The organism is Streptomyces tuirus (genome assembly GCF_014701095.1).
Lineage (GTDB): Bacteria > Actinomycetota > Actinomycetes > Streptomycetales > Streptomycetaceae > Streptomyces > Streptomyces tuirus.
The window spans coordinates 4,232,623-4,245,964 of sequence record NZ_AP023439.1 but is presented as its reverse complement, the minus strand read 5'-3'; the positions used below and the strand labels follow the sequence as shown (position 1 = coordinate 4,245,964).

The 13,342-nt window shown below is 70.1% G+C and carries 12 protein-coding genes; 7 read left to right on the top strand and 5 right to left on the bottom strand.

The genetic code is table 11. The features are described from left to right. The first annotated feature begins 383 nt into the window (after positions 1-383). The 5 genes from IGS69_RS19545 (at position 384) to cseC (ending at position 5,006) form a co-directional block, all read left to right on the top strand. Positions 384-1,322, top strand: coding sequence for an A/G-specific adenine glycosylase (locus tag IGS69_RS19545; RefSeq protein ID WP_190901606.1), 939 nt, complete (start codon positions 384-386; stop codon positions 1,320-1,322). A gap of 309 nt (positions 1,323-1,631) precedes the next feature. Continuing rightward, entirely contained in the window at positions 1,632-2,171 is a 540-nt protein-coding gene (locus IGS69_RS19540) for a SigE family RNA polymerase sigma factor (RefSeq protein WP_030251439.1), read from the top strand. Next, the gene (locus IGS69_RS19535; protein ID WP_190901604.1) at positions 2,159-2,815 is read left to right on the top strand and encodes a hypothetical protein; all 657 of its coding nucleotides are present in this window, start codon (positions 2,159-2,161) and stop codon (positions 2,813-2,815) included. The genes IGS69_RS19540 and IGS69_RS19535 overlap by 13 nt, the downstream gene beginning before the upstream one ends. 125 nt (positions 2,816-2,940) lie before the next feature. Next, the gene (gene cseB / locus IGS69_RS19530) at positions 2,941-3,642 is read left to right on the top strand and encodes a two-component system response regulator CseB (RefSeq protein WP_190901602.1); all 702 of its coding nucleotides are present in this window, start codon (positions 2,941-2,943) and stop codon (positions 3,640-3,642) included. A gap of 14 nt (positions 3,643-3,656) precedes the next feature. Next, positions 3,657-5,006, top strand: coding sequence for a two-component system sensor histidine kinase CseC (gene cseC / locus IGS69_RS19525; protein ID WP_190901600.1), 1,350 nt, complete (start codon positions 3,657-3,659; stop codon positions 5,004-5,006). A gap of 15 nt (positions 5,007-5,021) precedes the next feature. On the opposite strand, the gene IGS69_RS19520 is transcribed toward cseC, so the two are convergent. The 3 genes from IGS69_RS19520 to IGS69_RS19510 form a co-directional block, all read right to left on the bottom strand. Then, positions 5,022-5,468 carry a VOC family protein gene (locus tag IGS69_RS19520; protein WP_190901598.1) on the bottom strand — a complete coding sequence of 149 codons (447 nt, stop codon included), beginning with the start codon at positions 5,466-5,468 and terminating at the stop codon, positions 5,022-5,024. A 71-nt stretch (positions 5,469-5,539) separates the two neighbouring features. Further along, positions 5,540-5,974 carry a helix-turn-helix transcriptional regulator gene (locus IGS69_RS19515; RefSeq protein ID WP_190901596.1) on the bottom strand — a complete coding sequence of 145 codons (435 nt, stop codon included), beginning with the start codon at positions 5,972-5,974 and terminating at the stop codon, positions 5,540-5,542. A gap of 379 nt (positions 5,975-6,353) precedes the next feature. Further along, positions 6,354-7,940 carry an MDR family MFS transporter gene (locus IGS69_RS19510; protein ID WP_190901594.1) on the bottom strand — a complete coding sequence of 529 codons (1,587 nt, stop codon included), beginning with the start codon at positions 7,938-7,940 and terminating at the stop codon, positions 6,354-6,356. A gap of 124 nt (positions 7,941-8,064) precedes the next feature. On the opposite strand from IGS69_RS19510, the gene IGS69_RS19505 reads away from it, so the two are divergent. After that, entirely contained in the window at positions 8,065-8,661 is a 597-nt protein-coding gene (locus IGS69_RS19505) for a TetR/AcrR family transcriptional regulator (RefSeq protein WP_031104888.1), read from the top strand. Positions 8,662-8,767: 106 nt separating this feature from the next. Here IGS69_RS19505 and IGS69_RS19500 read toward each other — a convergent pair whose 3' ends face one another. Beyond that, positions 8,768-9,487, bottom strand: coding sequence for a M23 family metallopeptidase (locus tag IGS69_RS19500; RefSeq protein ID WP_190901592.1), 720 nt, complete (start codon positions 9,485-9,487; stop codon positions 8,768-8,770). Between the two features lie 440 nt (positions 9,488-9,927). Between IGS69_RS19500 and IGS69_RS19495 the strand changes: the two genes are divergently transcribed. Further along, positions 9,928-10,581 (top strand): HAD family acid phosphatase, encoded by a 654-nt coding sequence (locus IGS69_RS19495; RefSeq protein ID WP_190901590.1) that lies wholly within the window; start codon positions 9,928-9,930, stop codon positions 10,579-10,581. 97 nt (positions 10,582-10,678) lie between these two features. On the opposite strand, the gene IGS69_RS19490 is transcribed toward IGS69_RS19495, so the two are convergent. Then, entirely contained in the window at positions 10,679-13,204 is a 2,526-nt protein-coding gene (locus IGS69_RS19490) for an ATP-dependent Clp protease ATP-binding subunit (RefSeq protein WP_142161091.1), read from the bottom strand. Between the last annotated feature and the right edge of the window lie 138 nt (positions 13,205-13,342).

Here is a 13,342-nt window from a genome sequence, read left to right as displayed (position 1 = left end):
GCCCCTTACCGTCCGTGACGGCGGGCAGGACACCCCGATGTGGGTACGGCGCGGGGCCGGGGCCTGCGTTCCCGTGCCGGTGCGGCGCTCTTCTCCTCGCGCGAGACGCCTGTGCGACCCCGCGCCGCGCCGCACGGCGCACGGCCGGTCGGGGACGCCCGCGCGCGCTCGCCGGAACGCCCGCGCGCCGCTCGGCAGTTCACCGGGCGGCGCGGGTGAACTTCCCTCGGTGAAGGGACCGTTGGGGGTCACGGAGGGGGTGGGGGCGGCACCCTCCGACGACCCGCGGCTCGAACGGGAGATCTGCCGATCTTCGGGTAACCGCCCCGGTGTGGTGGCGGTGTGCCCGATTCGGCACCTCTGCGTGGCACCATCGAAGGGCCATGACTGCTCCCACGAAGCCCCCGCATCCCGCCGTCTCCGCCGACAGCCCCTCCGGGCCGCCCCTCGGAGAGAACCTGCACTCCCCCGTCATCGACTGGTTCGGCGAACACGCCCGTGACCTGCCGTGGCGGCGCCCCGAGGCCGGGGCGTGGGGGGTGATGGTCAGCGAGTTCATGCTCCAGCAGACGCCGGTGAGCCGCGTCCTGCCCGTCTACGAGCAGTGGCTGGAGCGCTGGCCGCGCCCCGCCGACCTGGCCAAGGACGCGCCCGGCGAGGCCGTCCGCGCCTGGGGCCGGCTCGGCTACCCGCGCCGCGCGCTGCGGCTGCACGGCGCCGCCGTCGCCATAACGGAACGGCACGGCGGTGACGTACCGGCCGACCACGCACAGCTGCTCGCGCTGCCCGGCATCGGCGAGTACACGGCCGCCGCCGTCGCCTCCTTCGCCTACGGGCAGCGGCACGCGGTGCTGGACACCAACGTGCGGCGGGTCTTCGCCCGCGCGGTCACCGGCGTGCAGTACCCGCCGAACGCCACCACCGCCGCCGAGCGCAAGCTGGCCCGCGCGCTGCTGCCCGAGGACGAGCCGACCGCCGCCCGCTGGGCCGCCGCCTCCATGGAACTGGGCGCGCTGGTGTGCACGGCGAAGAGCGAGTCGTGCCACCGCTGCCCGATCGCCGCGCAGTGCGCGTGGCGGCTGGCGGGCAAGCCGGAGCACGACGGACCGCCGCGCCGCGGCCAGACCTACGCGGGCACCGACCGGCAGGTGCGCGGGCGGCTGCTCGCCGTGCTGCGGGAGGCTCATGGGGCCGTGCCCCAGGCGGCGCTGGACCGGGTGTGGCACGAGCCGGTGCAGCGGGCCCGCGCCCTGGACGGTCTTGTCGCCGACGGTCTGGTGGAGCCGCTGGCGGGCGGCTCGTACCGGCTGCCGCTGACCTGACGGACCTACCCGGCCAGCAGGCCTGACGCACAGACAGGTCACAGCCGCGGGCCGCCGTCCGTCACAGAGCCAGAGCGGACAAATCACCCCGAATCGCGCCCAACACCCCCACCGCTCTACCCCGTTACGGCTTCCGTTACACAACCGACGGACAGCCGAGCGCTGGCCGCAGGCTGCCTCGGACAGTGCCGTGACAACGCCTCCGTACCTTCAGACGCGTTCCCGGAAGACACGGGACGACTGAAGACCACAGGCAGTACACGGGCGGCGGGGAGCCGGCCCGAACGGGGAAACGGGAGGCGGTTCACCATGGCGCAGGGCGAGGTGCTCGAGTTCGAGGAGTATGTCCGCACCCGGCAGGACGCGCTGCTGCGCAGTGCCCGCCGCCTGGTCCCGGACCCGACGGACGCCCAGGACCTGCTGCAGACGGCACTGGTGCGGACGTACGGCCGGTGGGAGACCATCGAGGACAAGCGGCTGGCCGACGCCTATCTGCGCCGGGTGATGATCAACACCCGCACCGAGTGGTGGCGGGCGCGGAAGCTGGAGGAGGTCCCGACCGAGCAGCTCCCGGACGCCTCGGTCGACGACGCCACCGAACAGCACGCGGACCGCGCCCTGCTGATGGACATCCTGAAGGTGCTCGCCCCGAAGCAGCGCAGTGTCGTGGTGCTGCGACACTGGGAGCAGATGTCCACGGAGGAGACGGCCGCCGCCCTCGGCATGTCGGCAGGAACGGTCAAAAGCACGCTGCACCGGGCGCTCGCCCGGCTCCGCGAGGAGCTGGAGTCCCGCGATCTGGACGCACGCGCGCTGGAGCGTGAGGAGCGGGAGCGGTGCGCGGCCTGACCGGCGAGGGTTCTGCACGGACCCGGGGCAGTATCCAGGCGGTGAGCGCGGCACTGGCCGTGCCCACCGCCCTCGCCCTTTTGGTGTCCGGGTGCGGTGCGGGCGGCACCGGCGCCCGTGACGAGGGCCCGGCGCACGCCGACTCGGTGGCGGGCGCCGCCGCCGCCACACCGTCCGCCGCGCCGTCGAAGGCCCCGAAAACCGTGAACGCGGTCAAGCTCGTCAAGGACGATCCCAAGGTCGCGCCCGAGGTGAAGCGCGAGCTGAAGCCGTGCGTCGCCGACGAGTACCCGGTCGACGTCTCCTACGGCAATCTGACGAAGGGCTCGGCGGACGACGTCGTCGTCAACGTGCTGACCTGCGGTGACGCGGTGGGCGTCGGCACTTACGTGTACCGCGAGCGGGACGGCTCGTACCAGAACGTGTTCAAGGCGGAGGAGCCGCCGGTCTACGCGGAGATCGACCGCGGGGACCTGGTGGTGACCAAGCAGGTGTACGAGAAGGGCGACCCGGTGTCGAGTCCCTCCGGGGAGAACGTGATCACGTACAGATGGACCTCCGGCCACTTCGCCGAGAAGTTCCGCACGCACAACGACTACGGGAAAGTCGGCGGCGACAGCGCGACGCCGGTGCCCGCGAGCTGACGCGGGCAGGGCCGCGTGAACCGATCGGGCCGTTCGGACCGATCCCCCGGTGAACGCATCACCGGGACCGTGCGTCCCAGCAGGAGAACGCACCTTATGGATCACAGAGGACTGAGAGCACCGGGATGGCAGACCAGACCCACGTCCTGTTCGTCGAGGACGACGACGTCATCCGCGAGGCCACGCAGCTCGCCCTGGAACGGGACGGCTTCGTGGTCACCGCCATGCCCGACGGGCTGTCGGGCCTGGAGGCGTTCCGGGCGGACCGCCCCGACATCGCGCTGCTGGACGTCATGCTCCCCGGACTCGACGGTGTCAGCCTGTGCCGCCGCATCCGCGACGAGTCGACCGTGCCGGTGATCATGCTGTCGGCGCGGGCCGACTCCATCGACGTCGTGCTGGGCCTGGAAGCGGGCGCCGACGACTATGTGACCAAGCCGTTCGACGGTGCTGTCCTGGTCGCCCGGATCCGCGCGGTGCTGCGCCGCTTCGGGCACGCCGGCGGCGGCCGGGGCGAGGAGGCCGAGGCCCCGGCCGGCAGTGGCGTGCTGGCCTTCGGGGACCTGGAGGTCGACACCGAGGGCATGGAGGTCCGCCGCGCCGGGCAGCCGGTGGCGCTGACGCCGACCGAGATGCGGCTGCTGCTGGAGTTCTCGTCGGCTCCGGGCACGGTGCTCTCCCGCGACAAGCTGCTCGAGCGGGTGTGGGACTACGGCTGGGGCGGGGACACCCGCGTCGTCGACGTACACGTACAGCGGCTGCGGCAGAAGATCGGCCAGGACCGGATCGAGACGGTCCGCGGGTTCGGCTACAAGTTGAAGGCCTGAGCAGGGGCAGGGGTATGAGGGGGCACTTCCGGCGCCTGGTCGCCGCGGGCTTGGAGCGTGCGGGCATCCGTACGGGCCTCAGATGGAAGCTGAGCGCGGCCATCGCGCTGGTGGGCGCGCTGGTGGCGATCGCGCTGAGCCTCGTCGTGCACAACGCCGCCCGGGTCTCGATGCTGGACAACGCGCGTGACCTCGCCGACGAGCGGATCATGATCGCCCAGCGCAACTTCGAGCTGTCCGGGCGGATGAACTTCCCCAACACCAAGATCAACGACCCGGATCTGCCGCATGCGCTGCGGGAGCGGGTCGAGGCGGGCCGGCGGGCGACGTACGTGGCGGACCGGCCGGGCGAGGTGCCCGACATATGGGCCGCCGTGCCGCTGAAGAACGGGCAGGTGATGTCGCTGCACTCGGGCTTCACCGACCGCAGCTCGGACATCCTCCAGGACCTCGACCAGGCCCTGCTCATCGGGTCCATCGCGGTCGTCCTCGGCGGCAGCGCGCTCGGGGTGCTCATCGGCGGGCATCTGTCGCGGCGGCTGCGCAAGGCGGCCGTCGCGGCGGGCCAGCTCGCGGGCGGTGAGACGGACGTGCGGGTGCGGGACGCCATGGGCGGGGTCGTGCGGGACGAGACCGACGACCTGGCGAGCGCGGTGGACGCCATGGCGGACGCGCTGCGCCAGCGCATCGAGGCCGAGCGGCGGGTCACCGCCGACATCGCGCACGAGCTGCGCACCCCGGTGACCGGGCTGCTGACCGCGGCGGAACTGCTGCCGCCCGGGCGCCCGACCGAGCTGGTGCTGGACCGGGCGAAGGCCATGCGCACGCTGGTCGAGGACGTGCTGGAGGTGGCCCGTCTTGACGGGGCCTCCGAGCGGGCGGAGCTGCAGGACCTCATGCTGGGCGAGTTCGTCGCCCGGCGGGTGGCGGCCAAGGATCCGGCCATCACCGTGCGCGTCGTGCACGAGTCGGAGGTCACCACCGACCCGCGCCGCCTGGAGCGCGTCCTGTTCAACCTGCTGGCCAACGCGGCCCGGCACGGCAGGCCGCCCATCGAGGTCAGCGTCGAGGGCCGGGTCATCCGGGTGCGCGACCACGGCCCGGGCTTCCCCGGGGACCTGCTCGCCGAGGGGCCGAGCCGCTTCCGCACCGGCAGCAAGGACCGGGCCGGGCACGGGCACGGTCTCGGCCTGACCATCGCGGCCGGGCAGGCCCGGGTGCTGGGCGCCCGGCTGACCTTCCGCAACGTCCGCACCCCCGGGACGCCGGAGCACCTCCCGGCCGAGGGCGCGGTCGCCGTGCTGTGGCTGCCGGAGCACGCGCCGACGAACACGGGGAGCTACCCGATGCTGCCGGGGTCGTGAGGGGGGGTCGGCAGATCAGCTGGACCAGTCCTGGTCCATGTCGAGGCCGCCCTCGCGGCGCTGGGTGAAGGAGAACCAGTTGCCGGAGTCGTCGCGGAACAACGCCTCCGTGCCGTACGGGCGCTCCTGCGGCTCCTGGAGGAACTCCACGCCCCGGTCCTTGAGCTTCTTGTAGTCGCCGTGGATGTCGTCGGTGGTCAGCACGCCCGCGCCGAGCGCGCCCTTCGTCACCAGCTTGCGGAGCATTTCGGCGGACTCGGGGTCCATCGCGGGCCCGCCGGGCACCATCAGCGTCAGCTCGACGTCGGGCTGGTTCGGCGAGCCGACCGTGAGCCAGCGCATGCCGCCCTCGCCCATGGTCATGTCCGTACGGACCTCCAGGCCCAGTTTCTCCGTGTAGAACTCCTTGGCCCGGTCCTGGTCGAGGACCCAGACGGTCGAGATGGCGAGACCCTTGATCATGGCGTGCTCCTGCTCTGACGCTGCGGCTGCGGCCGGTTGTGCCCGCCCTGTCACGGTAGGCAGCGGGGGTGTCAGCCCGCTTCTCCGGAATTGCGCTTCTCGCCGGCGCCGGGCGCGGTACGGAAGCCGCCGGCCCAGAGCATGGCGTAGCAGCCGGGTATGAGGGCGGTTCCCCGGCCCACGTGCTTCGTGCGGTACTCGCTGGGGGTCAGTCCCGTCCAGGCCTTGAAGCGGGCCGAGAACGTGCCGACACTGCTGAAGCCGACCAGGTGGCAGATCTCCGTCACCGACAGGTTCGCCGTGCGCAGCAGGTCCTCGGCGCGATCGATGCGGCGGTGCGTGAGGTACTGGCCGGGGGTCTCGCCGTAGGCCTCCTTGAAGGCACGGATGAAGTGGTAGCGCGAGTACCCCGCGTGCGCGGCGACGGTGTCCAGGTCCAGCTCGGGGTCGGCCCAGTCCCGGTCCATTACGTCCTTGGCGAGCCGCATCCGCCGCGTCCTGTCCATGCGCTCGATGGTGGCACGGGGGTCTGACAGCGGCCCCGCTGCCGGCGGCCGGGGGCCGTGGATCGCGCGGCGGTGCACCGCGCGGGCCGGCATCGCGCGACCGGCTTCCCGCGACCGGACGTCGAGCGGCCTGCATCCCGCGGCCCGACATGTCACGGCCAGGCATCCCGCGACCGGGCACCGCGCGGTCGCATCCCGCCACCGGACATCGAGCGGCCGACATGTCACGGCCAGGCATCCCGCGACCGGGCATCCCACGGCCCGGCACCCCGCGCCCGGCACCCCCGCACCCCCGCCCCCCGGCACCCCCGCACCCCGAGCCGCGACATGCCGAAGCCCCCGGGCGGACACTCCCAGGGGCCTCGTGCGGTGGGGTCGGTCAGACGGCCTCGACCATGGGCGGCTGCGCCGCCGGGGTGTCCGGCTTGCCGTCCTCCTCCTTGGGTCCCGCTCCCTTCAGCGGGACCTCCTTGACGAACACGGCCGCCACCAGGGCGATCACCGCCACCACCGCGCCGAGCAGGAACGCCGTGTGCGTGCCGGCGGAGACCGCGTGCTGGTAGGCCTCCCGGATCAGCACCGGGAGCTTCTCCAGGCTCTTGGCGTCGAGCTGCGCCGACTGCTCGGTCACCTTGGAGCCCAGCGCACCGGCCCGCTCGCTCATGACGTCCTGGACGCGGTTGTTGAACAACGCGCCCATGATCGCGACGCCGAAGGAGGAGCCGAGCGTGCGGAACAGGGTGGTCGACGAGGACGCGACGCCCATGTCCTTCATCTCCACGCTGTTCTGCGCGACCAGCATGGTGATCTGCATCAGGCAGCCCATGCCCAGCCCGACCACGGCCATGAAGACACCGGAGGTCAGCCGGGAGGTCCCGGTGTCCATCGTGGACAGCAGATACAGGCCGGCGATCATCAGCGCGCTGCCGGCGATCGGGAAGACCTTGTACTTGCCGGTGTTCGTGGTCACCCGCCCGGCGACCATCGAGGTCACGAGCATCGCCCCGAGCATCGGCAGGAGCAGCAGCCCGGAGTTGGTCGCGGAAGCACCCTGCACGGACTGCTGGTACAGCGGCAGGAAGAGCGTCGCGCCGAACATCACGAAGCCGGTGATGAAGCCGATGACCGACATCAGCGTGAAGTTGCGGCTGCGGAAGATGTGCAGCGGCAGCACCGGTTCGGCGGCCCTGGTCTGCCAGAACACGAACCCGACCAGCGCGGCGACCCCGATGCCGATCAGCTCCATGATCCGCGCGGAGCTCCAGGCGTACTCCGTGCCGCCCCAGGTGGTGACGAGCACGATCGCGGTGATGCCGACGGTCAGGAGCGCGGCGCCCAGATAGTCGATCCGGGCCTGGGAGCGCTGCTTCGGCAGGTGCAGCACGGCACCGACGGCGGCGAGCGCCACCGCTCCGAGCGGCAGGTTGATGTAGAAGGCCCAGCGCCAGCCCCAGTTGTCGGTGATCGTGCCGCCGACCAGCGGGCCGCCGATCATCGCCAGCGCCATGACGCCGGCCATCATGCCCTGGTACTTGCCGCGCTCGCGGGGCGGGATCAGATCGCCGATGATCGCCATGACGCCGACCATCAGACCGCCGGCGCCGAGGCCCTGCACCGCGCGGAAGCCGATCAGCTCGCCCATGTTCTGGGCCATGCCGCTGAGCGCGGAACCGACCAGGAAGATCACGATGGACGTCATGAACGTGCCCTTGCGGCCGTACAGGTCGCCGAGCTTGCCCCACAGCGGGGTGGAGGCCGCGGTCGCGAGCGTGTAGGCGGTGACGACCCACGCGAGGTGCTCGAGCCCGCCCAGCTCACCGACGATCGTCGGCATCGCGGTGCCGATGATCATGTTGTCGAGCATCGCGAGCATCATCGCGATCATCAGCGCGAGCAGGACCACCCGCACGCTCTTCGGTTGTTTCCCCCCGGCGTCGGCCGCCGGTGTGTCCGTCGTGTCCGCCATCGCTTCCCACTCCCCCAGCTACCGCTACTTACTTGCCGACCGGCTAGTGACTACACTCGGAAGCTAGTCGCGTAACTAGCCGGGCGTCAAGTAAGTTTTCCGGAAAGCGGGGGGGCGTAGGAGGATGGGCGGCACCATGGACGGCACCAAGCAGCGGCGCCGCGGGGACACCCGCCGGCGCATCCAGGACGTGGCCCTCGAACTCTTCGCGGAGCACGGCTACGAGAAGACCTCCCTGCGCGAGATCGCCGAGCGCCTCGAGGTCACCAAGGCCGCGCTCTACTACCACTTCAAGACGAAGGAAGAGATCCTCGTCAGCATCTTCGAGGACCTCACCCAGCCGATCGAGGACCTGATCGAGTGGGGCCGGCAGCAGCCGCACACCCTCGCGACCAAGCAGGAGATCATCCGCCGCTACGCCGACACCCTGGCCGAGGCGACGCCGCTGTTCCGCTTCATGCATGAGAACCAGGCGACGGTACGGGACCTGCGGATCGGCGAGTCCTTCAAGGCCCGTATCCACAGCCTGCGCGACATCATCGTCGACCCGGACGCGGACCTGGTCGACCAGGTCCGCTGCGCCAGCGCCATCTTCACGCTGCACGCCGGCATGTTCCTGCTCCAGGACATGGGAGACGACCCCGAGGAGAAGAACAAAGCCGTCCTCGAGGTCGCCACGGACCTGGTGACCCAGGCCCACCGGGGAGCCGGGGGCTCCTAGGGCCTGGGGGATCACACCGAGATCACCGCCGGGATCACACCCGAGATCACACCCGAGATCACCGCCGGGATCTCACCCGGGACGACCCCTGGGGTCACACCTGGGGTCAGACCTTCACGCCCTTGGCGCGCAGGAACTTCACCGGGTCGACCGCCGAGCCGTAGTTCGGGGTCGTACGGATCTCGAAGTGCAGGTGGGGACCGCTCGAGTTGCCGGTGTTGCCGGACTTGGCGATCTCCTGGCCGGTCTTGACGATCTGGCCGACGTGCACGGTGACCTTCGACAGGTGGGCGTACTGGGAGTACGTGCCGTTGCCGTGCTTGATCACGACGGCGTTGCCGTACGCGGGACCGTCGCCGGCGCCGTTGCCGCCGGCCTTGACCACGGTGCCGCCGTGGGCGGCGACGACCTGGGTGCCGCTCGGCACGGCGAAGTCCTGACCGCTGTGCTTGCTCGCCCACATGCCGCCGTTCTGGGCGAAGCTCGCGGAGAGGCTGTACTTCTTCACCGGGTCGACCCAGGAGGGCTTGGCCTTCTTGGCAGCCGCCTTCTTGGCGGCGGCCTTCTTCTCGGCCGCCTTCTTCGCGGCGACGGCCTTGGCGGCGGCGGCCTTCTCGGCCTTCACGGCCTCGGCCTTGGCGACCTTGGCCTGGGCGGCGGCCTGCGCCTGCACGGCGGTGGCGGCACCGGACGCGGCCGTGGTGTCGGCGGCGGACGCGACCCCGGCTCCCAGTGCGACCGAGACACCAAGGCCGGCGGCCAGCACGGTCGCACGGGTGCGGAGCTGGGACGTACGGGAAGAACGGGACGTGACGCGCTGGGACATCGAAACCTCGTATGGAAGGGGACGGAGAAAACCACCCGGCGCACTGACGCTCGCCGCGGTGGCTATCCCTTGGTAACCCGAAGTCCGACAAACTCCCAAAAGCGTGATCTACGACGCTACTTAGTAATTTGGTTCAGTGTTCTACGTCTCTTGACACAGCAGTCATTCGGGATGAAACGGGCCCTAGCGCGCACTTTCCCCCTCACCCTGGGGCAAGAATCCCTTTCATCCCGATCCTTTATCCACTATTCCCGCTAGTAACGGACATATCGCCTGTGCGGCATGTCACCGGGGGCCCTCTCCAGCCATTCCGGAAATGTGGCGCACGCCTCTAGGCACTTACCGCCCGGTAACCCTACGGTTCCCCTCGCGCCACCCTCGCGCACGAGCATGCACACGACATGTTGGCAGCGTCACTGACGTGAGAGGACCCCCACGACATGCAGACCCGACGCCCCTGGTTGCGCCGCGCATCAGTGACCGCCGTCTCGGCGGCGGCCCTCGTGGCCATGGCCGCACCGGCCGACGCCGCGACCACCAGCCGGGCTTCCACGACCGCCACAGCGGCGACCGCCACCTCCCCCTCCGCCACCGCCGCGGACGTCGACTACGGCACCTGGCAGCAGGACTGTCAGGCCGTGATGGACCAGGCCCTGCCCTATCTGAAGCAGCGGATCGCGGCCACGCAGCCCGGCGAGAAACAGGCCATCGTCTTCGACATCGACAACACGACGCTGGAGACGGACTTCGGCTTCAGCTACCCGCAACCGGCCAACAAGCCGGTCCTGGAGGCCGCCAGATACGCCCAGGAGCGCGGCGTCGCCCTGTTCTTCGTGACCGCCCGGCCGGACATCATCGCCCCGTTCACCCAGTACAACCTGAAGCAGGCCGGCTACCAGGTCTCAGGGCTCTACGTCCGCGGCTTCCTCGACCTCTTCAAGAACGTCGCCGACTACAAGACGGCCCAGCGCGTCGACGTCGAGCGCAAGGGCTACACGATCATCGCGAACATCGGCAACAGCGCCACCGACCTGTCGGGCGGCCACGCCGAGCGGACGTTCAAGCTGCCGGACTACGACGGACAGCTGTCCTAGGGAACCACGACGGGCGGCTGCCTCAGGGGAGGCGTCCGGGCATGCAGAAGGGGCCGGTGCTGTTCAGCACCGGCCCCTTCTCACTGGGTCGCTACACTCAGGCGTCCTTGCTCAGGTTCGGGCCCGTGCCACCGGCCGCCTGCTCGATCGGCGGGACGTCCGGGAGGGGCGCCTTCTCCTCGCCGCGGAAGGTGAAGGTCTTGGTGTCGCCCTCGCCCTCCGTGTCGACGACCACGATGTGACCGGGGCGCAGCTCGCCGAAGAGGATCTTCTCCGACAGCGAGTCCTCGATCTCACGCTGGATGGTGCGACGCAGCGGACGCGCACCCAGCACCGGGTCGTAGCCCTTCTTGGACAGCAGCTCCTTGGCGGACTGGGAGAGCTCGATGCCCATGTCCCGGTCCTTCAGGCGCTCGTCGACCTTGCCGATCATCAGGTCGACGATCTTGAGGATGTCGTCCTGGCTGAGCTGCGGGAAGACGACCACGTCGTCGACGCGGTTGAGGAACTCGGGCCGGAAGTGCTGCTTGAGCTCGTCCGAGACCTTGTTCTTCATGCGCTCGTAGTTGGACTTCGTGTCGCCCTGGGCCGCGAAGCCCAGGTTGAAGCCCTTGGAGATGTCCCGGGTGCCGAGGTTGGTCGTCATGATGATGACCGTGTTCTTGAAGTCCACGACCCGGCCCTGGGAGTCGGTCAGGCGACCGTCCTCCAGGATCTGCAGCAGCGAGTTGAAGATGTCCGGGTGGGCCTTCTCGACCTCGTCGAAGAGCACGACGGAGAACGGCTTGCGGCGGACCTTCTCGGTGAGCTGGCCGCCCTCCTCGTAGCCCACGTAGCCGGGGGGCGAACCGAAGAGCCGCGAGACCGTGTGCTTCTCGCTGAACTCCGACATGTCGAGGGAGATCAGCGCGTCCTCGTCGCCGAAGAGGAACTCGGCGAGCGCCTTGGACAGCTCGGTCTTACCGACACCGGAGGGGCCGGCGAAGATGAACGAGCCACCGGGACGCTTCGGGTCCTTCAGACCGGCACGCGTACGGCGGATCGCCTTCGACAGCGCCTTGACGGCGTCGACCTGGCCGATGACCCGCTTGTGGAGCTCGTCCTCCATGCGCAGCAGACGCGAGGACTCCTCCTCGGTCAGCTTGAAGACCGGGATGCCGGTGGCGGTCGCGAGGACCTCGGCGATCAGCTCGCCGTCGACCTCGGCGACGACGTCCATGTCGCCGGCCTTCCACTCCTTCTCCCGCTTGGCCTTGGCGGCCAGGAGCTGCTTCTCCTTGTCGCGCAGGGAGGCGGCCTTCTCGAAGTCCTGCGAGTCGATCGCGGACTCCTTGTCGCGGCGGACGCCGGCGATCTTCTCGTCGAACTCGCGCAGGTCCGGCGGCGCGGTCATCCGGCGGATGCGCATCCGGGAACCGGCCTCGTCGATCAGGTCGATCGCCTTGTCCGGCAGGAAGCGGTCCGAGATGTACCGGTCGGCCAGCGTGGCGGCCTGGACCAGCGCCTCGTCGGTGATCGAGACGCGGTGGTGGGCCTCGTACCGGTCACGGAGACCCTTGAGGATCTCGATCGTGTGCGGCAGGGACGGCTCCGCGACCTGGATGGGCTGGAAGCGGCGCTCGAGGGCCGCGTCCTTCTCCAGGTGCTTGCGGTACTCGTCCAGCGTGGTGGCACCGATGGTCTGCAGCTCACCGCGGGCCAGCATCGGCTTCAGGATGGAAGCCGCGTCGATGGCGCCCTCGGCGGCACCCGCACCGACCAGCGTGTGGAGCTCGTCGATGAACAGGATGATGTCGCCGCGGGTGCGGATCTCCTTGAGCACCTTCTTCAGGCGCTCCTCGAAGTCACCGCGGTAGCGGGAGCCGGCGACCAGCGCGCCGAGGTCCAGGGTGTAGAGGTGCTTGTCCTTGAGGGTCTCGGGCACCTCGCCCTTGACGATGGCCTGAGCGAGGCCCTCGACGACGGCGGTCTTGCCGACGCCGGGCTCACCGATCAGGACCGGGTTGTTCTTCGTACGGCGGGACAGCACCTGCATGACCCGCTCGATCTCCTTCTCGCGCCCGATGACCGGGTCGAGCTTGGACTCACGAGCGGCCTGGGTGAGGTTCCGGCCGAACTGGTCGAGGACCAGGGACGTGGAGGGGGTGCCCTCGGCAGGACCGCCGGCGGTGGCGGTCTCCTTGCCCTGGTAACCGGAGAGCAGCTGGATCACCTGCTGCCGCACGCGGTTCAGATCTGCGCCCAGCTTGACGAGGACCTGGGCGGCGACGCCCTCGCCCTCGCGGATCAGGCCGAGCAGGATGTGCTCCGTGCCGATGTAGTTGTGGCCCAGCTGAAGGGCCTCGCGGAGCGACAGCTCCAGGACCTTCTTGGCACGGGGGGTGAAGGGGATGTGGCCGGACGGGGCCTGCTGGCCCTGGCCGATGATCTCCTCCACCTGCTGGCGGACCGCCTCGAGCGAAATCCCGAGGCTCTCAAGGGCCTTGGCGGCGACACCTTCACCCTCGTGGATCAGGCCCAGGAGGATGTGCTCAGTGCCGATGTAGTTGTGGTTGAGCATCCGGGCTTCTTCCTGAGCCAGGACGACAACCCGCCGCGCGCGGTCGGTGAACCTCTCGAACATCGTTAATCGCTCCTCAGAGCGGTCAGGCAGTGGGGGGAACTTCCCCTCCCTGTCCTTCCGCAGCTTAGTCCCGCAAGCGGGGACCGCTCATTCCAACTGCCGACACCGTCCTTGGCCTCCTGACCCCGAACGCCGACA

What these genes read in the sequence shown, in the direction of transcription:
- IGS69_RS19545 (WP_190901606.1), top strand. Translation starts at nt 384, where the DNA reads ATGACTGCTCCCACGAAGCCCCCGCATCCCGCCGTCTCCGCCGACAGC.
- IGS69_RS19540 (WP_030251439.1), top strand. Translation starts at nt 1,632, where the DNA reads ATGGCGCAGGGCGAGGTGCTCGAGTTCGAGGAGTATGTCCGCACCCGG.
- cseB (WP_190901602.1), top strand. Translation starts at nt 2,941, where the DNA reads ATGGCAGACCAGACCCACGTCCTGTTCGTCGAGGACGACGACGTCATC.
- cseC (WP_190901600.1), top strand. Translation starts at nt 3,657, where the DNA reads ATGAGGGGGCACTTCCGGCGCCTGGTCGCCGCGGGCTTGGAGCGTGCG.
- IGS69_RS19520 (WP_190901598.1), bottom strand. Translation starts at nt 5,468, where the DNA reads ATGATCAAGGGTCTCGCCATCTCGACCGTCTGGGTCCTCGACCAGGAC.
- IGS69_RS19515 (WP_190901596.1), bottom strand. Translation starts at nt 5,974, where the DNA reads ATGGACAGGACGCGGCGGATGCGGCTCGCCAAGGACGTAATGGACCGG.
- IGS69_RS19510 (WP_190901594.1), bottom strand. Translation starts at nt 7,940, where the DNA reads ATGGCGGACACGACGGACACACCGGCGGCCGACGCCGGGGGGAAACAA.
- IGS69_RS19505 (WP_031104888.1), top strand. Translation starts at nt 8,065, where the DNA reads ATGGGCGGCACCATGGACGGCACCAAGCAGCGGCGCCGCGGGGACACC.
- IGS69_RS19500 (WP_190901592.1), bottom strand. Translation starts at nt 9,487, where the DNA reads ATGTCCCAGCGCGTCACGTCCCGTTCTTCCCGTACGTCCCAGCTCCGC.
- IGS69_RS19495 (WP_190901590.1), top strand. Translation starts at nt 9,928, where the DNA reads ATGCAGACCCGACGCCCCTGGTTGCGCCGCGCATCAGTGACCGCCGTC.
- IGS69_RS19490 (WP_142161091.1), bottom strand. Translation starts at nt 13,204, where the DNA reads ATGTTCGAGAGGTTCACCGACCGCGCGCGGCGGGTTGTCGTCCTGGCT.